Source organism: Octadecabacter sp. SW4, from assembly GCF_008065155.1.
Classification (GTDB): Bacteria; Pseudomonadota; Alphaproteobacteria; order Rhodobacterales; family Rhodobacteraceae; genus SW4.
In genome coordinates this window covers 1697943-1719412 of record NZ_CP042819.1, presented here as the reverse complement: position 1 = coordinate 1719412, position 21470 = coordinate 1697943, and the positions used below count along the sequence as shown (strand labels likewise).

General features: G+C 62.1%; 17 protein-coding genes and 1 pseudogene. 5 read left to right on the top strand and 13 right to left on the bottom strand.

Going from position 1 to position 21470, the window contains the following annotated elements; translation table 11 throughout:
• Positions 1-106: 106 nt before the first annotated feature.
• From FTO60_RS08480 to FTO60_RS08470, 3 genes are all read left to right on the top strand, one after another.
• Positions 107-2080 (top strand): heme lyase CcmF/NrfE family subunit, encoded by a 1974-nt coding sequence (locus FTO60_RS08480; protein WP_148055553.1) that lies wholly within the window; start codon positions 107-109, stop codon positions 2078-2080.
• Complete coding sequence (locus FTO60_RS08475; RefSeq protein WP_148055552.1) at positions 2077-2523, top strand: cytochrome c-type biogenesis protein; 447 nt, start codon at positions 2077-2079, stop codon at positions 2521-2523. Before FTO60_RS08480 ends, FTO60_RS08475 begins: the two co-directional genes overlap by 4 nt.
• A 66-nt stretch (positions 2524-2589) precedes the next feature.
• Positions 2590-3366, top strand: coding sequence for an enoyl-CoA hydratase-related protein (locus tag FTO60_RS08470; protein ID WP_148055551.1), 777 nt, complete (start codon positions 2590-2592; stop codon positions 3364-3366).
• A 119-nt stretch (positions 3367-3485) separates the two neighbouring features.
• Here FTO60_RS08470 and FTO60_RS08465 read toward each other — a convergent pair whose 3' ends face one another.
• From FTO60_RS08465 to gltX, 3 genes are all read right to left on the bottom strand, one after another.
• Positions 3486-4139, bottom strand: a complete 654-nt coding sequence (locus tag FTO60_RS08465; protein ID WP_148055550.1) for an alternative oxidase — start codon at positions 4137-4139, stop codon at positions 3486-3488.
• Between the two features lie 174 nt (positions 4140-4313).
• Positions 4314-5609 (bottom strand): citrate synthase, encoded by a 1296-nt coding sequence (locus FTO60_RS08460; RefSeq protein WP_148055549.1) that lies wholly within the window; start codon positions 5607-5609, stop codon positions 4314-4316.
• 96 nt (positions 5610-5705) lie between these two features.
• Entirely contained in the window at positions 5706-7109 is a 1404-nt protein-coding gene (gene gltX / locus FTO60_RS08455) for a glutamate--tRNA ligase (protein WP_148055548.1), read from the bottom strand.
• A 77-nt stretch (positions 7110-7186) separates the two neighbouring features.
• On the opposite strand from gltX, the gene FTO60_RS08450 reads away from it, so the two are divergent.
• The gene (locus FTO60_RS08450; protein WP_368074249.1) at positions 7187-9277 is read left to right on the top strand and encodes a ComEC/Rec2 family competence protein; all 2091 of its coding nucleotides are present in this window, start codon (positions 7187-7189) and stop codon (positions 9275-9277) included.
• On the opposite strand, the pseudogene lexA reads toward FTO60_RS08450, so the two are convergent.
• From lexA to FTO60_RS08420, 6 genes and pseudogenes are all read right to left on the bottom strand, one after another.
• Positions 9271-9965 (bottom strand): annotated as a pseudogene (gene lexA / locus FTO60_RS08445) (transcriptional repressor LexA). The gene FTO60_RS08450 and the pseudogene lexA sit on opposite strands and share 7 nt — an antisense overlap.
• A 70-nt stretch (positions 9966-10035) precedes the next feature.
• The gene (gene glp, locus FTO60_RS08440) at positions 10036-11208 is read right to left on the bottom strand and encodes a gephyrin-like molybdotransferase Glp (RefSeq protein WP_148055547.1); all 1173 of its coding nucleotides are present in this window, start codon (positions 11206-11208) and stop codon (positions 10036-10038) included.
• The gene (moaC, locus tag FTO60_RS08435; RefSeq protein WP_148055546.1) at positions 11205-11681 is read right to left on the bottom strand and encodes a cyclic pyranopterin monophosphate synthase MoaC; all 477 of its coding nucleotides are present in this window, start codon (positions 11679-11681) and stop codon (positions 11205-11207) included. The genes glp and moaC overlap by 4 nt, the downstream gene beginning before the upstream one ends.
• Positions 11681-12487 carry an indole-3-glycerol phosphate synthase TrpC gene (gene trpC, locus FTO60_RS08430; protein ID WP_148055545.1) on the bottom strand — a complete coding sequence of 269 codons (807 nt, stop codon included), beginning with the start codon at positions 12485-12487 and terminating at the stop codon, positions 11681-11683. Before trpC ends, moaC begins: the two co-directional genes overlap by 1 nt.
• On the bottom strand, positions 12488-13504 hold the full coding sequence (gene trpD / locus FTO60_RS08425; protein ID WP_148055544.1) for an anthranilate phosphoribosyltransferase: 1017 nt from the start codon (positions 13502-13504) through the stop codon (positions 12488-12490).
• Positions 13501-14088, bottom strand: coding sequence for an aminodeoxychorismate/anthranilate synthase component II (locus FTO60_RS08420; protein WP_148055543.1), 588 nt, complete (start codon positions 14086-14088; stop codon positions 13501-13503). The genes trpD and FTO60_RS08420 overlap by 4 nt, the downstream gene beginning before the upstream one ends.
• A 217-nt stretch (positions 14089-14305) precedes the next feature.
• Between FTO60_RS08420 and FTO60_RS08415 the strand changes: the two genes are divergently transcribed.
• Entirely contained in the window at positions 14306-15757 is a 1452-nt protein-coding gene (locus FTO60_RS08415; protein WP_148055542.1) for a divergent polysaccharide deacetylase family protein, read from the top strand.
• Between the two features lie 381 nt (positions 15758-16138).
• On the opposite strand, the gene FTO60_RS08410 is transcribed toward FTO60_RS08415, so the two are convergent.
• Genes FTO60_RS08410 through FTO60_RS08395 form a run of 4 tightly spaced genes read right to left on the bottom strand, consistent with a single transcriptional unit; the run spans position 16139 to position 21468 of the window.
• Complete coding sequence (locus FTO60_RS08410; protein WP_148055541.1) at positions 16139-17707, bottom strand: ABC transporter substrate-binding protein; 1569 nt, start codon at positions 17705-17707, stop codon at positions 16139-16141.
• 38 nt (positions 17708-17745) lie between these two features.
• A complete protein-coding gene (locus FTO60_RS08405; RefSeq protein ID WP_254696759.1) occupies positions 17746-18834 on the bottom strand; it encodes a DUF917 domain-containing protein in 1089 nt (362 codons plus the stop codon).
• Positions 18831-19931, bottom strand: a complete 1101-nt coding sequence (locus tag FTO60_RS08400) for a DUF917 domain-containing protein (RefSeq protein ID WP_148055540.1) — start codon at positions 19929-19931, stop codon at positions 18831-18833. The genes FTO60_RS08405 and FTO60_RS08400 overlap by 4 nt, the downstream gene beginning before the upstream one ends.
• On the bottom strand, positions 19924-21468 hold the full coding sequence (locus FTO60_RS08395; protein ID WP_148055539.1) for a hydantoinase/oxoprolinase N-terminal domain-containing protein: 1545 nt from the start codon (positions 21466-21468) through the stop codon (positions 19924-19926). Before FTO60_RS08395 ends, FTO60_RS08400 begins: the two co-directional genes overlap by 8 nt.
• Positions 21469-21470 lie beyond the last annotated feature (2 nt).

The following is a 21470-nucleotide window of genomic DNA, read 5'->3' as shown; positions in this document are numbered from 1 at the left end:
TTCTGCGTGGAAATGTTGCATAAGTTCCGGAATTTGTGATCGGCATTTCATTTGGCGCTCAGCGATTTCGATTTTGCCTGCCGCGATCATGGTTTAGGGTCGGGGCATGATTACAGAGCTTGGACATTTCGCGTTGATTCTGGCCTTTGCGGTCGCTGTCATTCAGATGGTGGTTCCCATGGTCGGCGCAACAAAAGGCTGGCGCAATTGGATGGCGGTCGCTGAACCGGCGGCCACGGTGCAATTTATCCTTGTGGGGTTCTCGTTTGCCGCCCTGACATGGGCCTTTGTGACGTCGGACTTTTCGTTGCAGCTGGTGTTCCTGAACTCGCACAGCGACAAGCCGATGTTATACAAGATCACCGGCGTGTGGGGCAATCACGAAGGGTCGCTGCTGCTTTGGCTGCTGATCCTGACCCTGTTCGGGGCCTGCGCTGCGTGGTTTGGCGGCAATCTGCCCGAACGTCTGCGCGCACGGGTATTATCGGTGCAAGCCGCGATTGGTGTTGCCTTTTTCGGGTTCATTCTGCTGACGTCCAATCCTTTCCTGCGCCTCGAGGTGCCGCCTCTGAACGGTCAGGACCTGAATCCGCTGTTGCAAGATCTTGGCTTGGCGTTTCATCCGCCGTTTCTTTATTTGGGCTACGTGGGCCTTTCGATGTCGTTCAGTTTTGCGGTGGCTGCCCTGATCGAAGGGCGCGTCGATGCCGCATGGGCCCGCTGGGTGCGCCCATGGACATTGGCGGCCTGGCTGTTCCTGACCGTGGGCATCGCGCTTGGGTCGTGGTGGGCCTATTACGAATTGGGTTGGGGCGGTTTCTGGTTCTGGGATCCGGTTGAAAACGCGTCCTTCATGCCCTGGCTGATTGCGACAGCCTTGCTTCACTCGGCCATCGTCGTCGAAAAGCGCGAGGCGTTGAAGGCCTGGACAATCCTGCTGGCGATCCTGGCGTTCGGCTTTTCGCTGCTGGGCACGTTCATCGTGCGCTCGGGGGTGCTGACGTCGGTGCACGCCTTTGCGAACGACCCCGAGCGCGGCATCTTCATTCTCGCGATCCTTGTCGTGTTTGTCGGCGGCGCGCTCAGCCTGTTCGCGGCGCGTGTCCAAGCGCTGGAATCCAAGGGCGTCTTTGCCGCCGTGAGCCGCGAAAGCGGGATCGTTCTGAACAATATCCTGCTGTCGGTTTCGGCGTTCGTGGTCTTTGTCGGCACGCTCTGGCCCTTGGTTGCGGAACTGTTTTTCGGTCGCACGTTGTCGGTAGGCCCACCCTTCTTTGACGCGGCGTTTTCGCCCTTCATGGTGGCGCTGGCGGTGGTCTTGCCGATTGGTGCAATGCTGGCGTGGAAACGGGGCGTTATCAGCAAGGCGGCGCGCCCGCTTTGGCCTGCTCTCGTGCTGGCGATTGCGCTTGCCGGATTGGCATTTGCGCTGCAAACGGGGCGTTCGGCGCTGGGGCCGATTGGCACTTTGCTGGGCGTTTGGGTGATCGCGGGCTCGCTGATTGATCTGTGGACCCGCACGGGCCGCAACGGGATTGCGCAACGTATGGGCCGTCTGACCCGCTTGCCACGGGCCGATTGGGGCAAGGCCTTGTCGCATGCGGGCCTGGGGATCACGATATTCGCGACCTCGGCGCTGACCGCATGGCAGCAAGAGGATATCCGCGTGGCCGACATCGGTGACCGCTTTGCCCTGGGGGGCTACGAGATCGAATTGCGTAGCGTCACCGAGGTGCAGGGGCCGAATTTTATCGCGACACGGGCGGAAATGCTGGCCTACCGCAATGGTCGTCTGGTTGCCGATGTCTTCCCTGAAAAACGGATTTATCCGGTCGCGGGCATGCCCACGACCGAAGCCGGGATCGATAACGGGTTCCTGCGCGATCTTTATCTGGTGATTGGCGACCCACAAGATGGCGGCGGCTGGGCCGTGCGCACCTATGTCAAACCCTTTGCCAACTGGATTTGGGGCGGGGCAATCGTAATGGCGATTGGCGGGCTGATTTCCCTGTCTGATCGCCGCATGCGGGTCGCGGCAGGGGCCGCCAAGGCGCGAATGCAGGGGGTGCCTGCGGAATGAAGCGGCTTGTCCTGATTTTCCTGCTGCTTGCGGCACCGCTTTATGCCGTGCAGCCGGATGAAATTCTGGACGATCCGGTCCTGGAAGAGCGCGCGCGCGAGCTGTCCCAGGGGCTGCGCTGCCCTGTGTGCCGCAATGAAAGCATTGATGAATCCAATTCCGATGTGTCGCGCGATCTGCGCATTTTGTTGCGCCAACGACTGGTTGCGGGCGACAGTGATGCCGAAGCGGTGCAGTATATCGTTGATCGCTATGGTGAATTTGTGCTGCTGCGCCCGGTTTACACCGGGGCGAACCGTCTGCTTTGGGCGGCGGGTCCGGTGATGTTTATCCTGGCCTTGCTGATCGGTTACCGCGTGGTGCGCGCCCGTGCCAACGCCACCCCGGACAAGGATCTGGACTCCGATGAACAAAAGCGTCTGGACGAGATTTTACGCTCGTGACGCATGGTTTCGCTTTCCTGAACGGATCAGTTCAGTAGGGTAGCGCAAACTGTTGAAGGATCCGCAATGGACTATCAGGCCATCACCCTTGTCGTTCGCGATGATATTGCCACGCTGACACTGAACCGCCCTGACGTGATGAATGCGCTGAACACGCAGATGCGCGCCGAAATCACCCATGCAGTCAAGGATGCGGCGGCGCGCGCGCGCGTGTTGGTGATGACGGGCGCGGGGGCGGCGTTTTGTTCGGGGCAGGATCTGGGGGATGGGGGCAATGCCGCCAACCTTGATCTTGAGCGCACGTTGCGGGACGAATATGTGCCGATGCTGCGCGCCATCATGGACTGCCCGATCCCGACGATTGCGGCCGTCAATGGTGCGGCGGCGGGGGCAGGGGCGAACCTTGCGCTGGCCTTTGATGTGGTGATCGCGTCCGAAGATGCCGTGTTCATTCAGGCCTTTGCGCGCATCGGGCTGATCCCCGATGCCGGTGGCACCTATTTTCTGCCCCGCCAGATTGGCGCCGCCAAGGCGATGGGGGCGGCCCTGTTTGCTGATAAGATATCTGCAAAACAGGCCTGTGACTGGGGCATGATCTTTGAAACGGCCCCGGCCAAGGATTTCAACGATCACTGGCAGGCCCGCGCCGCACATCTGGCCAAGGGGCCGACCACAACCTATGGCCATATCAAGCATGCGATCCGTGGATCGTTCGAGAACACGCTCGAGGATCAACTTGCGCTTGAGGCGCGCCTGCAAGGTGCCTGCGGCAAGACCCGCGATTTCAAAGAGGGCGTGCTGGCGTTTCTGGAAAAGCGTCCGGCGAATTACGAGGGGCGCTGAGCGGCGAAATAGACCCGTCGCAGAGGGGGCCAAAGGTGCCTACGGCCATCGTAAATGCTTTTGCCGAAGACAATGCTTTGTTCCTTGCATTTGAAAGCTAAGTTTTGCGTTTCAGATGTTCACGGGGCCTTGTGCGCCGCGATTTCATTGGCGAAATGGTGGTTGGTGTCGCGGTGCAGGGCCTCGTCCTCGCGGATTACCAGCACCACGTCGCGCAGGCGGGCATCTTTGGGCAGCTTCCAGTAGTCGATGGCGATCTGTGGGGCAGGGACGTTTTCGATCTCGCCCGCATCGATCTCGGCCAGATAGGAAGTATAGGACGTCACCGCCTCTTCCTCCAGATAACCGACCAGTCGGTGCGCGATGCGAGGCGCGAAAAGATAGAGGAAGAAGTAGAAGTTATAAAAGATCAGCTGCACCGCCATGATGAGACCCCTCTCAAACCGGCTCGGCTGCGCGATGTGGATGAATGTCATGAGGTGCATCCGCTCGTTGTCGGCCTCGTCGATCAACTCCTTGATCCAGCCCTGATCGTCGCGGATGTGGCGGATCGCCTTAAGATGCTGCAACAACCCGCCAACCATGCCGGGCACAGCGGCGACCGTTTCCAGCACCACGGCGCGGTGGCCATAGCGTTTGGCAAAGAACATGTCGGGCACGATCCGCATCAGCTTGACGACGCGCAACGCTATCCGGTCCCGCCAGTCTTTTGGCGGGTGATGCGAAGCGGCGAAGTCAGCTTCGATGGTTGAAAAACTGTGGTTCTGGCGCATGGGAGGTGCCCTTCTCTGAAGTTGCTAACCCTTGATCCAGATATAGGATCATGGGCCGAAAATTCAGTGTGCGACACCTGCGACATTTTTGCCGCGAAACCTGTGGCCACCGGCCCGAAAATAAAATGACCCCACAGATCGCTCTGCAGGGCCCTTTTTCAATCTTACCGCCGTTCAGCGGTCTTCGATATCGACATAATCGCGCATCGTTTCGCCCAGATACAACTGGCGCGGACGGCCGATTTTCAACTGCGGATCGGCAAGCTGTTCTTTCCACTGGCTGACCCAGCCCACGGTGCGTGACATGGCAAAGATCGGCGTGAACATCGAGGTCGGGAAACCCATCGCCTCGAGGATGATACCCGAATAGAAATCAACGTTCGGAAACAGCTTTTTGTCGGCGAAGTAGGGGTCGGCCAGTGCCTGACGCTCCAACTCCTTGGCGACTTGCAGGATCGGGTTGTTTTCAACACCCAGCAGGTCCAGCACCTCGTCGGCGGATTGCTTCAGCACCGTCGCGCGGGGGTCAAAGTTTTTGTAGACGCGGTGACCAAAGCCCATCAGGCGGTAGCTGTCGTTCTTGTCCTTGGCGCGGGCGATAAATTCGGGGATGCGATCAACCGTGCCAATTTCCTTGAGCATTTCAAGGCAGGCCTGGTTCGCACCACCGTGGGCCGGCCCCCAAAGGCAGGCAATCCCGGCCGCGATACAGGCAAAGGGGTTCGCCCCCGAAGATGACGCCAGACGCACCGTCGAAGTCGAAGCGTTTTGCTCATGATCGGCATGCAGCGTGAAAATCCGGTCCATCGCCCGGGCCAACACGGGGTTCACATTGTATTCCTCAGCAGGGACGGAAAAACACATGTGCAAGAAGTTCGACGCATAATCGAGGTCGTTGCGCGGATACACAAACGGCTGGCCAATCGAATATTTATAGGCCATCGCGGCAATCGTCGGCATCTTGGCGATCAGGCGGATGCTGGCCACCTCGCGCTGGTGTTCGTCATTGATATCAGTGGAGTCGTGGTAAAACGCCGACATTGCGCCAACCACACCCACCATCGTGGCCATCGGATGCGCATCGCGGCGGAATCCGCGGAAGAACATGTGCATCTGTTCGTGGATCATCGTGTGATTGGTGATCAGCGCCTCGAATTTTTCCAGCGTCGGGGCCGAGGGCAGTTCACCGTAAAGCAGCAAATAGCACACTTCGAGGTAATGCGATTTGGCCGCCAACTGGTCGATCGGATAGCCGCGGTGCAGCAATTCGCCCTTGTCGCCGTCGATAAAGGTAATGGTGCTGTCACAGGCCGCCGTCGAGGTGAAACCGGGATCGTAGGTGAACACGCCCGCCTGACCGTAAAGTTTGCGGATGTCGACGACATCGGGGCCAACCGACGGGGAGTGCACGGGCAATTCATATGAATTGTCACCAATTTTCAGTGTCGCGGTCTTTGCTGTGTCAGCCATTCGGGTGCCCCTTTTTAGGTGGCGACGGGAAGACCCCGCCGCGGCGTGTTTGCGCGGTCAAAAAACTGGTTAACGTCAAAGTATGACGAAAAGGTTTCAGCCCGCGGCGTCATTCAGGCGGGCGATGGTTTCGTCGCGCCCAAGGACAAGCATCATATCGAAAACGCTGGGGGTTGCGGCACGCCCGGCAAGGGCGGCGCGCAATGGTCCGGCAAGCTTGCCAAGTGTCAACTCCTGCGCTTGGGCAAGGGCCGAAACGGCAGCCTCCAACGTCTCGCGGTTCCAGCTAGCATTTTGCAACTGCGGCGTCAATTCTCTCAGTATACCACGGGATACATCGTCAAGATGTCTGGCGGCCTTCTCGTCCGGGGTGATCGGGCGGGCCGTCAGTAAAAAATGAGCCTTTTCAATAAGATCAGGAAAGGTTTTGGCCCGTTCCTTGAGGCAATACATGCCGCGCGACATGCGGTCGCGCTGGGTGTCATCCAGGGGGTCTGCGCCGGTTACCGCAAGGTAAGCCTGCAATTCATGCAGCAGTGCAGCATCATCCGCCGCCGCGATATGTTGGCCACAGATATTGTCCAGTTTCTTGAAGTCGAAACGCGACGGTGACTTGCCGATTCCGTCCAGATCGAACCAGGCCTTTGCCTGTTCATCGGTGAAAAATTCGTCATCCCCGTGGCTCCATCCCAGACGTGCCAGATAGTTGCGCATCCCCGCCGCCGGATAGCCCATCGCCTGATATTCGGCCGCCCCGGTCGCGCCGTGGCGTTTTGACAGCTTCTTGCCGTCGGGGCCGAAAATCAGCGGGATATGCGCCAGCACCGGTTTGTCCCAACCCATCGCCGCGTAGATCAGGTTTTGACGAAATGCATTGGCCAGATGATCATCGCCGCGAATGACATGCGTGACGCCCATGTCGTGATCATCGACCACCACCGCCAGCATGTAAACGGGGGTGCCGTCCGAGCGCAGCAGGATCATGTCGTCAAGCTGGTCGTTTTGCCATGTGACATCGCCCTGTACGGCGTCGCGCAGCGTGGTGGCCCCGTCGCGCGGTGCTTTCAGGCGAACGACATATGGCAGATCGGGGTGATCGCTGTCGGGCACATCGCGCCAGGGCGAGCGGTAGAGCGTCGAGGACTTGGTCGCGCGCGCCGCTTCGCGAAACGCCTCGATTTCGTCCTGCGTGGCAAAGCATTTATAGGCCGCGCCCCGGGCCAGCATGTCGTGGGCCACACCAGCGTGGCGCGCGGCATTGGCGGCTTGCGAGATCGGCGCGCCGTCCCAGTCCAGCCCCAGCCATGTCAGCCCGTCGAGGATGGCCTGCCGATTTTCGGGGGTCGAGCGCGCCTTGTCGGTATCCTCGATCCGCAACAGGAACTTGCCGCCGCGCCCGCGCGCATAAAGCCAGTTGAACAGGGCGGTGCGTGCGCCGCCGATGTGCAGCGCGCCCGTGGGCGAGGGGGCGAAACGTGTGACGACAGGACGGTCGGACATGGGGAATTAACCTTTCGCTAACCAAGACGGGACTAAGCTCTGGCCTTGGGGATACTAAGGCGGGGGTCAGAGGACAAGTGGGCCTGACACAGCATTTGCAGGCGACAATCCTTGCGCAGCGCGGGCATATGTTCGGCTGGGTGCCGGTGGCTTTGGCCTGCGGCATCGGCTGGTATTTCCTCGCCAAGGTCGAGCCGGGGTTTGCCACCTACGCGCTGGTCTCGGCGGCGGGTGTGGCGGCGCTGGTCCTGGCACGGGTTGTGCCATTGATCTGGCGGCCGCTCTGTTTCTTTCTTGCACTTGTGGCGCTGGGGTTCGTGCTGGCGGGCGCGCGGGCGCAGCGGGTCGGTGAACCGGTGCTGGGCTGGCGTTATTATGGTCCGATCGAAGGGCGGATCGTTGCGATTGACCGTTCGGTCAGTGACGTGCCGCGCCTGACGCTGGATCGGGTGGTGCTGGCGCGGGTCTCGCCTGCGCGCACGCCTGATCGTGTGCGGGTATCGCTGCATGGCGAAACGTCCTACATCACGCCCGAACCTGGGATGGTGGTGATCATGACAGGGCATTTGTCGCCACCCTCGGGGCCCGTCGAACCGGGCGGTTTCGATTTCCGACGCATGGCGTGGTTTTCCGGTCTGGGGGCCGTGGGATATACCCGCACCCCGGTTCTGCAACTGGCCCCGGCGGATGGCGCGGGCCTGTGGATTTACAAACAACGCATGGCGATGTCCGCGTGGGTTCAGCGCGCGATTGCGGGCGAGGCGGGGGCTTTTGCCGCTGCGATCATGACTGGCGACCGCGCCGCGATGGGGCAGGGCACGCTGCGTGATCTGCGCGCTGCGAACCTTGCGCATCTGCTGGCGATTTCGGGGCTGCATATGGGGCTGTTGACGGGGTTTGTCTTTGCGCTGATGCGCTATGGGCTGGCGTTGATCCCTGGGGTGGCCCTGCGCTGGCCGGTGCGCAAGATCGCGGCCGTGGTGGCCCTGATGGTGGGGGCCGGCTATCTGGCGCTGTCGGGCGGGAACGTGGCAACGGAACGCGCCTTTATCATGGTTGCGGTGATGTTCGTGGCGATCTTGCTGAACCGGCGCGCCTTGACCCTGCGCGCCGTGGCGATGGCGGCGGTGATCGTGCTGGTGCTGCGCCCCGAGGCCTTGTCCGGACCCGGGTTCCAGATGTCATTCGCGGCGACCACCGCCCTTGTTGCGGTCTTTGGCCTGCTGCGCCGGTTTGATCAATCATACCTGCCCAAATGGCTGCGCGCGGTGGGGGCGGTGTTTGTGTCCTCGCTTGTGGCGGGGCTGGCGACCGCGCCCTTTGCGGCGGCGCAGTTCAACCAGTTCGCGCAGTTTGGCTTGATCGCCAATTTGCTGAGCGTGCCCTTGATGGGGGTGCTGGTCATGCCCGCCGCCGTGCTGGCGGTTTGCCTTGCGCCGCTGGGGTTGTCGCAGATCGGCTTCGTGCCGATGGCCTGGGGACTGCGCTGGATTCTGGGGGTCGCGGATCGCGTGGCCAATATGGATGGTGCCGTCAACTATGTGCCCGCGCCCGATCCGGTCGTGTTGCCACTGATCGCGCTGGCCGGGCTGATCGTGGTGCTGTGGCAGGGGCGGTTGCGCTGGTCGGGGCTGGCCGTTGGGCTGTTGGCGGCCCTGCTCTGGGTGCAAAGCGAACGCCCCGCCTTGCTGATCGCCGAAAGCGGAGGGTTGATTGGGGTGATGGGCCCGGAGGGGCGCGATCTGAACAAGGCGCGCGGTGATGGGTTTTCAGCAGAGATATGGCTTGAAAATGATGGCGCGCCGGTGGCGCAGGATGCAGCCTTTGCGCGGGGCGGCATGGAAACCCAGGATCGGATCAGCCGCGCGACGGTGGGCGGGCAGCAGGTGCTGCACATGACCGGCGCGCGCAACCTTGCGGCGCTTGATGGCTGTGGCGGCGCAGATATTCTGGTGACCAATCAAGAGGTTGCAAGCCGCCCTTGCACCGTGATCGACATCAATGCCCTGCGCCGTGACGGGGCCGTGGCGGGCCGCGTCATTGACGGCACATTAGTGCTGGAAACGGCGCGCGCACGCACCGGTGACAGATTGTGGAACACGCCGGAACTGCGCAACGCGGCCCTTGGGCCACGCCGTGGCCTGATCGCGCTGCTGTCCGGTCAGTAAGAGCGGATCAGCCCGACCAGCTTGCCCTGCACCTTGACCTGATCATCGCGGAATACGCGGGTTTCATAAGCCGGATTTGCCGCTTCAAGCGCAATCGAGGCACCGTTGCGGCGATAGCGTTTCAGGGTCGCCTCGGCGTCCTCGACCAAAGCGACGACAATATCGCCGTTATCCGCATGGCTGGTTTCGCGCACGATCACGGTGTCGCCATCGTTGATGCCCGCGTCGATCATCGAATCGCCTTTGACTTCAAGGGCATAGTGTTCGCCCGCGCCCAGCATCGCCTGCGGTACAGCCACGTTGTGGGACACTTCGGAAATGGCGGCGATTGGCACACCGGCGGCAATCCGGCCCATCACTGGCAGTTCGATCGCGCCCGCAGCCTCGACCGGAATGGCGTTTGCCGGGGTGCTATCGGGGCGGTCGCCGTCAATGACGCGGGGGGTAAAGCCGCTGGTGGCTTCGCCGCCCATCGCCTCGGGCAGTTTGATAATTTCAAGGGCGCGGGCGCGGTGGGCAAGGCGGCGGATAAAGCCGCGTTCCTCAAGCGCTGTAATCAGCCGGTGGATGCCCGATTTCGAGCGCAGATCAAGCGCTTCTTTCATTTCGTCAAAGCTGGGGGGACGCCATCGCGCTGCACCCGTTTCTGGATGAACTCCAGCAGGTCGAGCTGTTTCTTGGTCAGCATCATGTTCTCCTGATCTGCATACGTTTTGCCTATGTTCTACGCATGTTCCCGTTTTGTGTCAACGGGGTCGTCAAAGCATCAGGATATCGACCATTTCGCCAGGGTTCTGCGCGGGGCCGTTTGGTGGCTGCACGATCAGGCAGTTTGCATCCGACAGGACGGTCAGCAGTGAACTGTCCTGTTTATCAAAGGCGCGCGCGCCCTGCGCACTGACCACGCCGCGCAGGTAGTGTTCGCGCGGCCCGTTGGCTGCAAGTGCGGCGGCAAGGGGCGCGGTGACACGCGGGGCGGGCGCATGGCCCAACCCCAGCATCGCGCGGATCACCGGCACCACGAACACATGGCCACAGACCATCGCCGATACCGGATTGCCCGGCAGGCCGATCATCATTGCGTCGCCCAGTTTGCCCGCCATCAACGGTTTGCCCGGGCGCATGGCCACCTTGTAAAAGGCGCGCGCCATCCCAAGGCTTTCTGCCGCCGGACCGACCAGATCGTGATCGCCCACCGAGGCCCCGCCGATGGTCAGGATCAGGTCCGCACCACGCGCCAGATCGAACACCTGTCTGATTTCATCAAGGTCATCGCCGGCAATCGGCAGCAAGCGCGCCTCGGCCCCCGCAGCCGTGACAAGCGCGTGCAATCCGTAACTGTTCGAGGCGATGATCTGGTCCACACCCGGTGTTTCACCCGGCTGCACCAGTTCATCCCCCGTGGCGATAATCGCGACAATCGGGCGGCGCGTGACCGGGACGCGCGCGATATTCATCGCCGCGATCAGCGCCACATCCGACGGGGTCAGCACGCGCGGTGCTGCAAGCGTGTCGCCGATGCGGAAATCCGCGCCCAGCGGGCGGACGTTATGGTTGTCACTGGGGTGATCGGTGATGGTGATCCGGTCGCCGGTCCGCGTGACGTCTTCCTGAATGACAACCCGGTCAGCCCCGGCGGGCAAGGGGGCGCCGGTGAAGATCCGCGCCGCCTGACCTACTCCAACATGGCCGTCAAACCCGTGACCGGCGGCAGATTCGCCAATCACCTCCAGTGTCGCCCCCAAAGCCACATCGCCACTGCGCAGCGCATAGCCATCCATCGCCGAGGCCGAAAACGGTGGCTGATCACGGCGCGCCTGCAGCGGCCGGGCAAGGGTGCGCCCCGCAGCATCGGTCAGGGCCACTTCCTCGATGTCCATCGGCGTGACCAGATCGAACAGGGCAGCAAGGGCATCGGCAACAGAGATCATGCCATGAACCGTCCCGATTTGCCGCCGTCTTTCAGGGTCACGCGGATACCACCGATCACCATGTCCTTTTGCACGGCCTTGACCATGTCATGCACCGTGAGGGCGGCCACAGATACGGCTGTCAGCGCCTCCATTTCCACGCCGGTCTGGCCGGTGGTTTTCACGGTGGCAGTGATGCGCAGGCCCGGCAGTCTGTCGTCGGGGGTCAGATCCACCGCGACCTTGGTGATGGGCAGCGGGTGGCAGAGCGGGATCAGCTCCGAGGTCTTTTTTGCCCCCATGATCCCCGCCAGCCGCGCGATGCCCAACACGTCACCCTTGCCCGCGCGTCCCGCGACGATCATCGCGAGCGTGGCCGACGTCATGGTGATATGGCCCTCGGCGACGGCGATCCGGTCGGTGAAGTCCTTGTCGGAGACATCGACCATATGCGCATGGCCCGCGCCGTCAAAATGGCTGAGTTTATCGCCCATCACATGCCGCCTGCGGTCAGGGGATTGGCGATCAGCGTGCGGGTTGCGGCGGCCACATCATCCTGGCGCATCAGGCTTTCGCCGATCAGAAAACACCGCGCGCCATACATCGCCATTTCGGCCAGCTCTTCGGGTGTTGTCAGGCCGCTTTCGCAGACGATCACACGATCCGCCGGCACCAGTTTCGAGAGGGTGCGGGTGGTATCGAGCGTCGTTTCAAAGGTCTTGAGGTTGCGGTTGTTGATCCCCATCAGCGGCGATTTCAGCGCGGTCGCACGCTCAAGTTCGGGGGCGTCATGCACTTCGATCAGCACATCCATGCCCCAAGCAATCGCGGCCTCTTCCAGCTCGATTGCCTGGGTGTCGCTGACGCTGGCCATGATGATCAGGATGCAATCGGCGCCCATCGCGCGGGCCTCGGCGACCTGATAGGTGTCATACATGAAATCCTTGCGCAGCACCGGCAGGTCGCAGGCATTGCGCGCGGCGATCAGATAATCATCGGCCCCCTGAAAGGACGGCGTATCGGTGAGGACCGACAGGCAGGTGGCCCCCCCCGTGGCATAGGCGTCGGCCAATGCGGCAGGGTCGAAATCCGCGCGGATCAGCCCTTTGGAAGGGCTGGCTTTCTTGATCTCGGCGATCAGGCCATAGCCTTCGCGGCTCGCCTCGACCAGACGGTCGGCGAAGCCGCGGGTCGGACTGGCGGCGCGGGCCGCATCTTCGACGTCTGTCAGGGGGCGGGCGGCTTGGCGCGCGGCGACCTCCTCCAGTTTGTAGGCTTTGATTTTGTCGAGAATATCCATTCAACCCCCTTGGGTGATCTTGGCAAGTGTGGTGACAGCGCGTTTCGCGGCCCCGCTGTCAATGCTTTCGCGGGCGATGTCGACACCGTCTTTCAGGGTTGCAGCGCGGTCGGCGATGATCAGGGCGGCAGCGGCGTTCAGCAGGACCGCATCGCGGTAGGCCCCGGTTTCACCGCCCATCAACCCCATGAGGGCCGCGCCATTTTCCTGAGGTGATCCGCCAAGGATATCGCGCAGCCGATAGGCGGGCAGGCCCGCGTCCTCGGGGTGGATTTCCATCGCCGTGATCTGGCCGTTTTCCAGCGCGGCAACGGCGGTGGTGCCGGTGATCGACACCTCGTCCATGCCGTCATTGCCATGCACCAACCAAGCCTTTTCGCTGCCAAGGTCCAACAGGGTTTCGGCCATCGGAAAGATCAGGTCGGGCGCGAAGGCCCCGGTCAGCTGGCGTTTGACGCCTGCGGGATTGGTCAGCGGGCCAAGGATGTTAAAGATCGTCTTGCACCCGAGTTCGGCGCGGACCGGCCCCACATGTTTCATCGCCGGATGGTGCATGGGCGCCATCATGAAGCCGATGCCCGCCTCGGCCAGCCCGCGCTGCACCACGTCTGGGCCAACCATGACATCAATCCCGATCACACCCAATGCATCCGCCGCGCCGGATTTCGACGACAGGTTGCGATTGCCGTGTTTGGCGACCGGCACGCCAGCGCCTGCCACGACAAAGGCGGTGGCCGTGGAGATGTTCAGCGTTCCGAGGCCATCACCGCCGGTGCCGACGATATCCATCGCGCCCGCGGGGGCTGTCACGGGGACGCATTTGGCGCGCATCGCGGCGGCGGCGGCGGCGTATTCGGCGACACTTTCGCCGCGTGCCCGCATCGCCATCAGGAAGCCGCCGATCTGGGCGGGGGTGGCCAGCCCTTCGAACAGCAATTCAAAGGCCTGATTGGCCTGCGCGCGCGACAATGGCCCCTCGGAGGCGGCGAAAATCAGCGGCTTCATCTTGTCGCTCATGCGGTGGTCCTCAGCTTGGCCAGGTCAAGAAAATTGCCCAACAGCTTGTGGCCATGCTGCGAGGCGATGCTTTCGGGGTGGAACTGCACGCCGTGGATCGGTAGGGTCTTGTGTTGCAGCCCCATGATGGTGCCATCGGCCAGTTCGGCGGTGATGTCGAGACAGTCAGGCAGGGTGGCACGCTCGACGATCAGGGAATGATAGCGGGTGGCCTCGAACGGGCTGGGCAATCCGGCGAACAGCCCCTTGCCGCTGTGCTGCATCGCGCCCATCTTGCCATGCACGATCTCGTGGCAGCGCACGACCCTGCCGCCAAAGGCCTCGCCGATGGTTTGATGGCCCAGACAAACCCCCATGAGTGGCGTTTTGGTGTCCGCCGCCGCCTGTGTCAGCGCCAGACAGATCCCGGCCTGTGCAGGATCGCAGGGACCGGGCGAGAGCAGGATCGCATCCGCACCCATGCCCATGGCCTCTTGGACGTCCAGCGCATCGTTGCGTTTCACAACCACATCCGCGCCAAGTTCGCCCAGATAATGCACCAGATTATAGGTGAAACTGTCGTAGTTATCGATCAAAAGCAGCATATCGGGCCTTGCGCAAATTGGGGGCTACCGTCGCCCCGTGTGGTCGCGGTATAGTCTGGCGATACATGGGCCAAGGCGCAAGCAATCGTCAAGGTCCGAGGCAGCCCGCACAGGGCAATGACGGCAGCGAGGCGGGCACGACGTGGGACGCGGATTCTTTCTAGGCATATTTTCGGGCATATTCGTGTCGGGGATTGCAGTTGCGACGGCTTCACTGATGGCACCGCAGCCTGCGGGCAATACGCCCCCCGCGCGCCCGCAGGTAGAGGCCCCGGCGGCCGCAAGCGGCGATGTCGCGCCCAGCACCGCCCCTGCCACAGTCGAGGCAATGGAGGACGGGCCGACCCTTGGTGTGGCACCGACCGTGGATACGCCCAGTGCAGACACCGCTGCGCCGATGGCCGATACAACCCCCGCTGATGTGCCGCAGACCGGTGTGTTGGACGCCGATCTGGGCACACCGGAGTCGGGTGGCGAAACCCCGCTGGTTGATCTGGACAGCAGCGTGGAACCCGTCTTGCCCTCGCCGCAAAGCATCGCGCCCGCGGTGCCCCAGACCGAGGCCGACATCACCCTGTCAACCGAACCTGCCCAGCCGGTCGCGCCTGTTGTCGTGGATGACACGGCGTTTGACGAACGTGATGCGGAGGTTGTGACGGAGCCCGCAAGCGGGGCCGAACCTGACGCCGATCAATCCGATGCTAGCGAACCTGACAGCGAGCAACCTGTCGCAGCCGAAAGCAGCGACGCGGGCCAACCCGCCGACCCGGCGCTTGAGCCCGAGGAATTCGTGATCATCGATCTGGGCGATGATACGCCGGTGATCCGCGAGGATGGGGTCGAGACCGGCGAAACATTCGCCCCCGAATCCGCACCGTCATTCCAGTTGCAGGGCGATACCGCCGCCTTGCCAACCGTCGAGGGTAGCGGCGTGATCATTCGCCGCCCCGGCGCCGCGCAAACCGAAGAGGTCAGCCAGGAACAGCCCACCCAAATCGCCCCCGCGCTGGAACGCTTTGCCGCCGAGCATGACAACCCCGAAGGCAAGCCGCTGTTATCGGTGATTCTGATAGACGACGACATGATGCCCGGTGCTTCGGCTGCACTGGCGGGGTTGCCGTTTCCGGTGACGATCGCGCTTGATCCCAGCGTGGCGGGCGTGGCCGAGAGAATGGCCGCTTACCGCGCGGCCGGATTGGAAGTGGCGGCTGTCGTGGACCTGCCGCGCGGGGCCGCGCCCAGCGATGTCGAAATCGCCTTTGCCGCCTATTTCGCCGCCTTGCCCGAGGCGGTGCTGGTTCTGGACGGCGGCGAGGGCGGATTGCAGGCAGACGCGGCTGTCACCCGTCAGGCAATAGAGATACTGGCTGCGGACGGGCGCGGGCTTGTGACGGTATCGCAGGGGCTTAATCAGGCGCTGCGCGAGGCCGAAAGGGCACAGGTGCCAGCGGCAGTGATCTACCGCGATCTGGACAGCGAAGATCAGGATGCCCAGGTGATCCGGCGGTTCCTTGATCAGGCCGCGTTTCAGGCGCGCAAGGAAAGCGGCGTTGTGTTGCTGGGCCGCCTGCGCCCCAATACGATTTCAGCGCTGATCCTTTGGGGAACCGCGAACCGGGCAGGGCAGGTTTCGGTCGCGCCCACCTCGGCCGTGCTGATGGCGCAGTAGGTTATTGTGGCGGCTAGTCCGGTGGCCGCTTTGAGCCCAGTGCAGACGTCCTGCCAAGAGCACGAACGGTCGCTTTGAAGCTATGCGGAACAGAAAAGCAAAGAACGGACACTTGAGCCGCGCTTTTTGAGTTAAGTCGGTAACAATTTCTTCTGGACCAGGACTTCTCGTCCCAGATAGTGCAGCCGTGTCGCCCGCATGCTGGCCGTCATGAAAACCTTGAGCCACGTTTCGGAGTTGCGCCACAGTCAGGCTTTAAGATGGCTAAATTCAGATTTGCAGTTTCCTGGTCATGGTCCTGTCACCACCTCGCCGCAGACCCAACCTTAAACGCAGGCGGCAATCTCTTGAGAGATTACCGCCTGCCAGATCTTTGAACGATTAGTCGCAGATCCATTTCATCGTGTGGAAATTGAACTCGAAGCTTTGCATCGGCACCCATGTAAAGCCGTCCAGACAGGCGTGCTGGGCTTGCTGGGACCGCTGGGTCAGAACGAAGACGGCCACCTGATCATCGACCAGCTTGCGCTGCAGGTCGGCATAGATGGCGTTCTGTGCGTCGATGTCGACCGTTTCGCGGGCCTCGTCGATCATGGCGTCGATTTCGTCATCCAGAACCCAGTCCATCGACTGCCATGTGCCTGCCGCGTCGGAATGGAACTGGTTGAAGAAATAGCTGTCCGGTGACGGATAGGTGGCACCGTAGAACACCTGCGTCATATGCGGCGTGGTATCGACGTTGCCCGCCAGTTCGGTCATCCGGTTCCACGGTTCGGGCTTGAGGATCAGGTTGAAGCCGATGGAATCAAGGATCGACTTTTGCAGGAGTGCGATTTCTTCCTCGAAGGCCAGGCCTGCGACGTACATCATTTCGATGTCGATCGGCCCTTGCCCCCCATAAGACGACCCTTCGACAAGGGCGCGTGCGGCGTCCAGATCGAATTCCGGCAGCGCCACATCATCGGGGAAAGCGTCTGCAAAAACCGGCGGCATCGGCCCTGCAAGCGGTTCACCGGGCAGCAGGAATTCGCGGATTGTTTCATAATCCGTGGCCAGTGCAAGCGCGCGGCGGATGTCGCGGTCATCGGTGGGCGGGCGCTGGTTGTTGAGCTTGAAGTAGAAGTTTGTGGCCGTGGGGTATTCCACGATGCGGTAGTCGTCCAGCGCGCCAATGGCGGCATAGGTTTCCTGTGCCTGCCCGTCCGAGGACAGGGACAATTCGCCCGCCTGCGCCAGTGCCTTGACCGTGGCTTCTTCGTTGGTGACGACAAAGCGAACTTCGTCGATGGCCTGATCGTCCCAGCCAAGGTGGTAATCTTCAAACCGTTTCATCGTCATGGATGCGCCGCGGTTCCAGCTGTCGAGCATGAAGGCCCCTGCGCCTGCGGAATTGTTGGCAAGGTAGTCCTGTCCCCAGGGGTCATCATCGGTGGCATTTTCCTGCACGAGGTCGGAATTGACCACGAAAAGGATCGGTGTCGTTGTCAGGAATGGGGTGTAGACCTCATCCAGAACGATCTGCACGGTCCGGTTGTCGATTTCCGTCACCGCGCCCTCGGACATGACGGGGGTGAACAGGTAGGACGGGCCTTCGTTGATGGCCATCAGGCGTTCGATGGACCAGACGACATCCTTGGCCTCGACGGGAGTTCCGTCCTGAAACAGGGCGCCTTCTTTGAGTGTGAAGGTCCAGGTGAGGGTGTCGTCCGACACCTCCCAGCTTTCGGCCAGCAGGGGTTGGATCGCGCCGTCACCGTCGAGAGTGGTCAGCGCCTCGTACATATTCACGCCGGCCATGTATTCGGTATAGTCGTTGATCTTTGCCGGATCGACCGTGCCGAAAATCTGGACCGTGTTGACCGTGATGACGTTTTGGGCAAACGCGGGGGCCGCGGCCAGCAATGCGCCGGCAGATGTTGCCGCCATCAAGAGGGAATGCAGTGTTTTCATTGTCTTTCTCCTTGTTGGGTTCAGGTGTGGGCGGACCTTCAAAGGTCTTCTATTGGAACGTAGTCGTGCTCGTAGCCAAAGTAGCGGGGCCCAACGAGTTGCAGGCCGTGGTCGCTGCGCCATGCGGGATCGCAAGGCAGGCCGAAAACGATGACACGGAAACCGTAGCCCATCGTTTCGGTGGTAATTGGAACGCCCGTTTCCAGATCCAGCAGGCAGATCAGATCGGGGGTGGTGGCAAGGGCGGTGCCGTCGTCGGTTTCGGCGACCAGAAATTCGTTCTGGAAATGCAGCCGCATGGTGCGCCCCGCAAAGCCCTCAAGCCCTTCGATCAGGGCGGTGCCGCGCGCAAAGCCACCGGTGGTGCGCCGGTCCACGTCCATCACGCGCCCTTCGAACAGGCGGATGCCGTCCAATTCACGCGCGAGGCGATCCGCGCAGTTGCGATTGGCGGCCTGTTCTTCCTCGACGATCTTGCCGATGTTGTGGATCAACGACATGGAGCCGCGCAGGGTGGCCTTTTTCGCCTCGGCCCCTGTCATCGGATAAAGCGCGATCAGCCCCGCGCCACCCATTTCAACGGTGATGGACCGCGCAAATTTTTCGGTCGAGAGATTGTCGACCGTGTTCAGGGTGATCGCGTTGCCCTTTTCATCGGCCATGGTCATCGGGCAGGCCGCAACCCCCGCCATGGTCATCGACACCATCTGCAATTCGGGAAAGGCGCGGCCCATGCCGTCGCCATCGACAATGGGCAGGCCCGCGGTGGCGGCAACCGCGATGGGGATGGTGGAATTCAGCCCGCCCGCCTCGATCGTGAAGATCGCATCGGCCTTGCGGCCCAGCACAGCCTCAAGCGCGCGCAGGGCGGAAATGGCCTCGTCGCCGCGGGGCAGTTTTTCGAGCATCACAGTGGGCGCGCCCATCATCGCCACGGGGACAACCAGTGCGTCATCTGCGAGGTCGTCAACGTCGATCACGCGCACGGGGCCGGTGGCGCGGATCGCCTGTTCCGCCATCAATTTGCCGATGTAGGGGTCGCCGCCGCCGCCGGTGCCCAGAAAGGCACCGCCAAGGGCGATATGCCCCATATCATCCAGTCTGATCTGCTTGATCGGTTTCATCATGATCCTCCCTTGGCGACCATCGGTTCGAACGTGACATCCGGGTAGCCGAAGGCAGTCGGCCCGACGACGGCCAGGGCCTCGGGCGTGCGCAGCAAGGCGTGGCACGGCAGGCCGAGAACGGCGATCCGCTGGCCGTAGCGCAGCATTTCAGTGGTGATCGGGTGGCCCGTATCGGCATCCAACACGACGATCAGGTCGGGCACGCAGACTTCGACCACGTCGTTGCGCGTGAAAATCAGGAATTCGTTTTGCAAATCAATCCTGCCGCTGTCGCCCTGAAAATCGCCGAACCCGTCCAGATCAAGGTGGCCCACGGCAAAGCCGCCCTTCAGGTGGCGTTCAAGATCGCTGATCTTGGCCGTCATCAGAAGCCGCCCGCCTTCGTGGTCTATGACGGCCTGCACGGGGTCGGTGTGGTTGCGGTTGGCATCCAGCACCGCGCGGCCCAGATTGCGGGCTTGCGTCACCGTGCCCGGAATGGCCGCGCGTTTGATGAATTCACCACGCATCGGGGCCTGCGCCAGACCGGCGGCGGCCCCCATGGCAACCACGGTGGCCCGCGCGAGGTCTTCGAGCCATTTGTCGCTGGGCGTGTCACGGAACACCACCACGTTGCCTTTTTCGTCGGCCATGGCAGCAGGCGCGGACCGTTGGCCGTAGATCGACCATGTGATCATCTGCATTTCAGGAAAGGCACGGCCCATGCCGTCGCCGTCCACCACCGGCAGGCCCGCCTGCGCCGCCGTCAACATCGGCTCCATGGAATTGGCGCCGCCGATTTCGGCAGAGATCAGGGCATCGACCTTGCGGCCGACCTCCTGTTCTACGGCACGCAGGGCGCGCAAACACTCTTCGCCTTCCTCGATCTTCTCGACGCCCACAACGGGCGCGCCGATCCCGCCCAGCGACACGACCAGCGCATCGTCGGGTAGCTCATCCAGCGGGATGACGGGAATGGTGCGCCCTTTGCGCAGCTCCTCGCGGACGCGCAGTTTGCCGATATAGGGGTTGCCGCCCCCGCCTGTTCCAAGGATCGCTGCGCCGATTTCGAGCGCGTCCAGATCCTCGAGCGTTACTTCGCGCATGCTGTCAGCCATTCATCGACCCCACGACCTTGAGGCGAATGCGTGTGGCACCGCCGGGCAGATAGGCCAGCGGCACATCTTCCTGATCGAGCAATTCGATGCTGTCGGGATGTGCGCCTGCGGTGATCGCCTTTTGTGTGGCTTCTTTTCGGGCTTCGGCGAGAGCGTCTTCGCGGGTGGTTTTTTCAAGCGAGAAAATGCGATCGACCTCGCCGGAAATCTGGCCAATTGCAGCCCCAACGGCATTGGCCACGGAATAATGTTCGGGCCGGATCACGTTCAATTCGCCCATGGTGTCGGGCATCAGGATCGACCCGCCGCCGACGGCAAGGATCGGGATCGGGTCAGGCGACACGCGCATCCGCTCAACCGCGTTGTGCACCATTTCGTCAATCCGTGCCTTGGCGTTCTGAAGGTGCGCCTTGTCCAGCCCCGCGACCTTGGACACATCGCCCACATCCGCAAGGCCCATGGCCGAGACAACGTCTGTCGTGGTCAGCGTGTCGCCGCCAAACACCAGCGCGTCTTGCAAGATGCGGTAGCCCACGGAGCGGGGGCCCACGGTCATGCTATCGCCGTCGCCCGCGACGATCGTGCCGCCGCCAAGGGCGATGGAATAGACATCAGGCATGCGGAAATTGGTGCGCACGCCGCCCACATCGACCGTGGTGCTTGCCTGCCGCGGGAACCCTTTGACAAGCGCGCCCACATCTGTTGTCGTGCCGCCGATATCAACGACAATGGCATCGGACTCACCGGACAGGAACGACGCCCCGCGCATCGAATTGGTCGGCCCGCTGGCGAAGGTCAGCACCGGATAGGCCTGCACGAAATCGCGGTTCATCAATGTGCCGTCATTCTGGGTGATGTAATAGGGACAGGTCAGGCCAACCTGCGCCAGGGCCTCGGTAAAGGCTGTGACGGTTCTGGCCGACAGGCTGCGCAAAGAGGCGTTCATGATGGCCGCATTTTCGCGTTCCAGAATGCCCAGACGGCCGATTTCCGAGGACAGGGTAAAATTGGCGTCCGGCAGCCGCTTCTGCATCTGCTCCATCGCCTGGCGTTCCATCGCGTCGTTGACCGGTGAGAAGATCGAGGAAATGGCGATCGTGTCGATGCCTGCCTCGGCGATCTCGGCAGCGATGCCGTCAAGTTCCGCCATGTCGAGCGCGTTGATCTCGCGGCCATCGAATTCATTGCCGCCCTTGGCCAGCCAGTATTTGCCACCCACGGCCTCGCGAATGTCATCGGGCCAATCGACCATGGGGGGCAGGCATTGTGCCGCGGGCAGACAAAGGCGCACAGCGGCGGTGCGCACCATATGGCGGCGTTCGACCACGGCATTCACGAAGTGGGTTGTGCCGATCATCACGGCGGCCACCTTCGCGGCGGGCATGCCGGATTGATCCAGCACCTTGGTGATGCTTTCAGCCACGCCGGACATGACGTCTTCGGTAGTGGGGGATTTTACGCCTGCGAGGATCTTGTCACCGTCCATCAGGACCGCGTCGGTGTTTGTGCCGCCGACATCTACGCCAATTCGTATCATGT

Excerpts from the sequence above, each read along its gene's own strand:
- FTO60_RS08480 (WP_148055553.1), top strand. The coding sequence starts at position 107 with ATGATTACAGAGCTTGGACATTTCGCGTTGATTCTGGCCTTTGCGGTC.
- FTO60_RS08475 (WP_148055552.1), top strand. The coding sequence starts at position 2,077 with ATGAAGCGGCTTGTCCTGATTTTCCTGCTGCTTGCGGCACCGCTTTAT.
- FTO60_RS08470 (WP_148055551.1), top strand. The coding sequence starts at position 2,590 with ATGGACTATCAGGCCATCACCCTTGTCGTTCGCGATGATATTGCCACG.
- FTO60_RS08465 (WP_148055550.1), bottom strand. The coding sequence starts at position 4,139 with ATGCGCCAGAACCACAGTTTTTCAACCATCGAAGCTGACTTCGCCGCT.
- FTO60_RS08460 (WP_148055549.1), bottom strand. The coding sequence starts at position 5,609 with ATGGCTGACACAGCAAAGACCGCGACACTGAAAATTGGTGACAATTCA.
- gltX (WP_148055548.1), bottom strand. The coding sequence starts at position 7,109 with ATGTCCGACCGTCCTGTCGTCACACGTTTCGCCCCCTCGCCCACGGGC.
- glp (WP_148055547.1), bottom strand. The coding sequence starts at position 11,208 with ATGATCTCTGTTGCCGATGCCCTTGCTGCCCTGTTCGATCTGGTCACG.
- moaC (WP_148055546.1), bottom strand. The coding sequence starts at position 11,681 with ATGGGCGATAAACTCAGCCATTTTGACGGCGCGGGCCATGCGCATATG.
- trpC (WP_148055545.1), bottom strand. The coding sequence starts at position 12,487 with ATGGATATTCTCGACAAAATCAAAGCCTACAAACTGGAGGAGGTCGCC.
- trpD (WP_148055544.1), bottom strand. The coding sequence starts at position 13,504 with ATGAGCGACAAGATGAAGCCGCTGATTTTCGCCGCCTCCGAGGGGCCA.
- FTO60_RS08420 (WP_148055543.1), bottom strand. The coding sequence starts at position 14,088 with ATGCTGCTTTTGATCGATAACTACGACAGTTTCACCTATAATCTGGTG.
- FTO60_RS08415 (WP_148055542.1), top strand. The coding sequence starts at position 14,306 with ATGGCACCGCAGCCTGCGGGCAATACGCCCCCCGCGCGCCCGCAGGTA.
- FTO60_RS08410 (WP_148055541.1), bottom strand. The coding sequence starts at position 17,707 with ATGAAAACACTGCATTCCCTCTTGATGGCGGCAACATCTGCCGGCGCA.
- FTO60_RS08405 (WP_254696759.1), bottom strand. The coding sequence starts at position 18,834 with ATGATGAAACCGATCAAGCAGATCAGACTGGATGATATGGGGCATATC.
- FTO60_RS08400 (WP_148055540.1), bottom strand. The coding sequence starts at position 19,931 with ATGGCTGACAGCATGCGCGAAGTAACGCTCGAGGATCTGGACGCGCTC.
- FTO60_RS08395 (WP_148055539.1), bottom strand. The coding sequence starts at position 21,468 with ATGATACGAATTGGCGTAGATGTCGGCGGCACAAACACCGACGCGGTC.